Genomic DNA, 1973 nt, shown 5'->3' on the forward strand with positions numbered 1-1973 from the left:
GCCCTGCGGTCGTTGTTGCAGGGTGAGCGCGTATAATTTTTTCTTAAATCAATAAAATCAAACAGTTAAGATGCGAGCTTAACAATACATATGAACTGTAACTTATTGATTTATAGGGGTACGCGCTCGCCCTGGTCGTTGTTGGCGATAGGCGTCGAGTGCCAGTCTAAAGCCCGCCCGGTCAAACGACTCGTCCAGCCGCACGGAGCCGGACCAGGTCATCGGCCAGCCGATGTTGCTCACGAAGGTCCGTGATTGCCCGAAGGGGAAATCGATGCCAGCGATCCAGGGGCTCGCATGCCGGAGAAACGCCTCGAACGGCTCGACGCCTGACCAGGAGCTGAGCGCGACGGCGCAGAGCCGATCGCCCTCCTGACGACAAGCCAGACATGTGATAGGCTTGCCGCGCCGAGGGCGACTGGTGAAGTCGATGTCATAGACATTCATGCGTCAAAAAGATCCGGCACGCCTCCTGGCGGAAGGACGCGCGGAGATGCCAGCCCGAAATGCAGATAGGCCGATTGGGTCGCCATGCGTCCGCGCGGGGTGCGCATCAGATAACCCTGCTGAATCAGAAATGGCTCCAGCACGTCCTCGATGGTGCCGCGCTCCTCGCCGATGGCGGCGGCCAGACTCTCCACCCCCACCGGTCCGCCGTCGAACTTTTCGATCACCGCCTCCAGCAAACGCCGGTCCATGTGATCGAAGCCCAGCGCGTCGACCTTGAGCATCCCGAGCGCAAGGTCGGCCACCTCGCGCGTGATCCGCCCATCGGCCTTGACCTGCGCGTAATCCCGCACCCGGCGCAGCAGACGATTGGCGATGCGCGGCGTCCCCCGCGAACGCCGCGCAATCTCTGCGGCGCCATCGGGGTCGGTCTCGATGGCGAGAATCTGGGCCGAGCGTTTGACGATGGTGGTCAGATCCTCCGCCGAGTAATACTCCAGCCGCTGCACGATCCCGAAGCGGTCGCGCAGGGGCGAGGTCAACAACCCCGCGCGGGTGGTCGCGCCCACCAGGGTAAAGGGCGGCAGATCGAGCTTGATGGAGCGCGCCGCCGGCCCGTCGCCGATCATGATATCGAGCTGATAATCCTCCAGTGCCGGATAAAGCATCTCCTCGACCACCGGGCTGAGACGATGGATCTCGTCGATGAAAAGCACATCGCCCGCGTCCAGATTGGTCAGCAGCGCCGCCAGATCGCCCGGCTTCTCCAGCACCGGCCCCGAGGTCTGGCGCAGCGTCACCTGCATCTCGTGGGCGATGATGTGCGACAGGGTCGTCTTGCCGAGTCCGGGCGGGCCGAAGATCAGCACATGATCCAGCGCCTCCTTGCGCGCGCGCGCCGCGCCGATGAAGATTTCCATCTGCTCGCGCACCGCGGGCTGACCCACGTAATCGACCAGCTTGCGCGGACGTATGGCACGGTCGATCGACTTGTCATCGGTCGCGGCCTCGGGGTCGATGAGGCGGTCAGGGTTATTCATCAATCAACCTGCATGAAAGCGGTATTGAACCGGATGAGCCATCAATGGGAGTGGACATGCTGGCGATCCGACAACTGTCGATATTCCGAGCAGCGGCGCGGGGTCGGGATCCCCTTCCCCGGATTCAGCAGACCTTTCGGGTCAAACGCCGCCTTGACGGCATGAAACTGGCGCAATTCATCGGGCGAGAACTGCACGCACATCTGATGGATTTTCTCGATGCCCACGCCATGCTCGCCGGTGATGGTGCCGCCCACCTCCACACAGAGTTCCAGCAGGCGTCCACCCAATTCCTCGGTGCGCTCCAATTCCCCCGGCTTATTGGCATCGAACAGGATCAGCGGATGCAGATTGCCGTCGCCGGCATGGAAGACATTGGCCACCCGCAGACCATATTCCTCGGACAGCTCGGCGGTGCGACGCAACACCTCGGGCAGCGCGCGGCGCGGAATGGTGCCGTCCATGCAGTAATAATCCGGCGAGAGA

3 protein-coding genes are annotated in these 1973 nt (G+C 62.3%); all 3 read right to left on the reverse strand.

The features are described 5' to 3' along the window. Positions 1-102: 102 nt before the first annotated feature. A complete protein-coding gene (locus tag QZY07_RS11065; protein ID WP_295402427.1) occupies positions 103-447 on the reverse strand; it encodes a hypothetical protein in 345 nt (114 codons plus the stop codon). Beyond that, entirely contained in the window at positions 444-1487 is a 1044-nt protein-coding gene (ruvB, locus tag QZY07_RS11070; protein WP_295402429.1) for a Holliday junction branch migration DNA helicase RuvB, read from the reverse strand. The genes QZY07_RS11065 and ruvB overlap by 4 nt, the downstream gene beginning before the upstream one ends. A 41-nt stretch (positions 1488-1528) precedes the next feature. After that, positions 1529-1973: FAD-linked oxidase C-terminal domain-containing protein (locus tag QZY07_RS11075; protein ID WP_295402431.1), on the reverse strand; the 445-nt coding region annotated here is incomplete at its 5' end.

This window comes from uncultured Thiocystis sp. (assembly GCF_903866365.1).
Lineage (GTDB): Bacteria > Pseudomonadota > Gammaproteobacteria > Chromatiales > Chromatiaceae > Chromatium.

What these genes read in the sequence shown, in the direction of transcription:
- QZY07_RS11065 (WP_295402427.1), bottom strand. Translation starts at nt 447, where the DNA reads ATGAATGTCTATGACATCGACTTCACCAGTCGCCCTCGGCGCGGCAAG.
- ruvB (WP_295402429.1), bottom strand. Translation starts at nt 1,487, where the DNA reads ATGAATAACCCTGACCGCCTCATCGACCCCGAGGCCGCGACCGATGAC.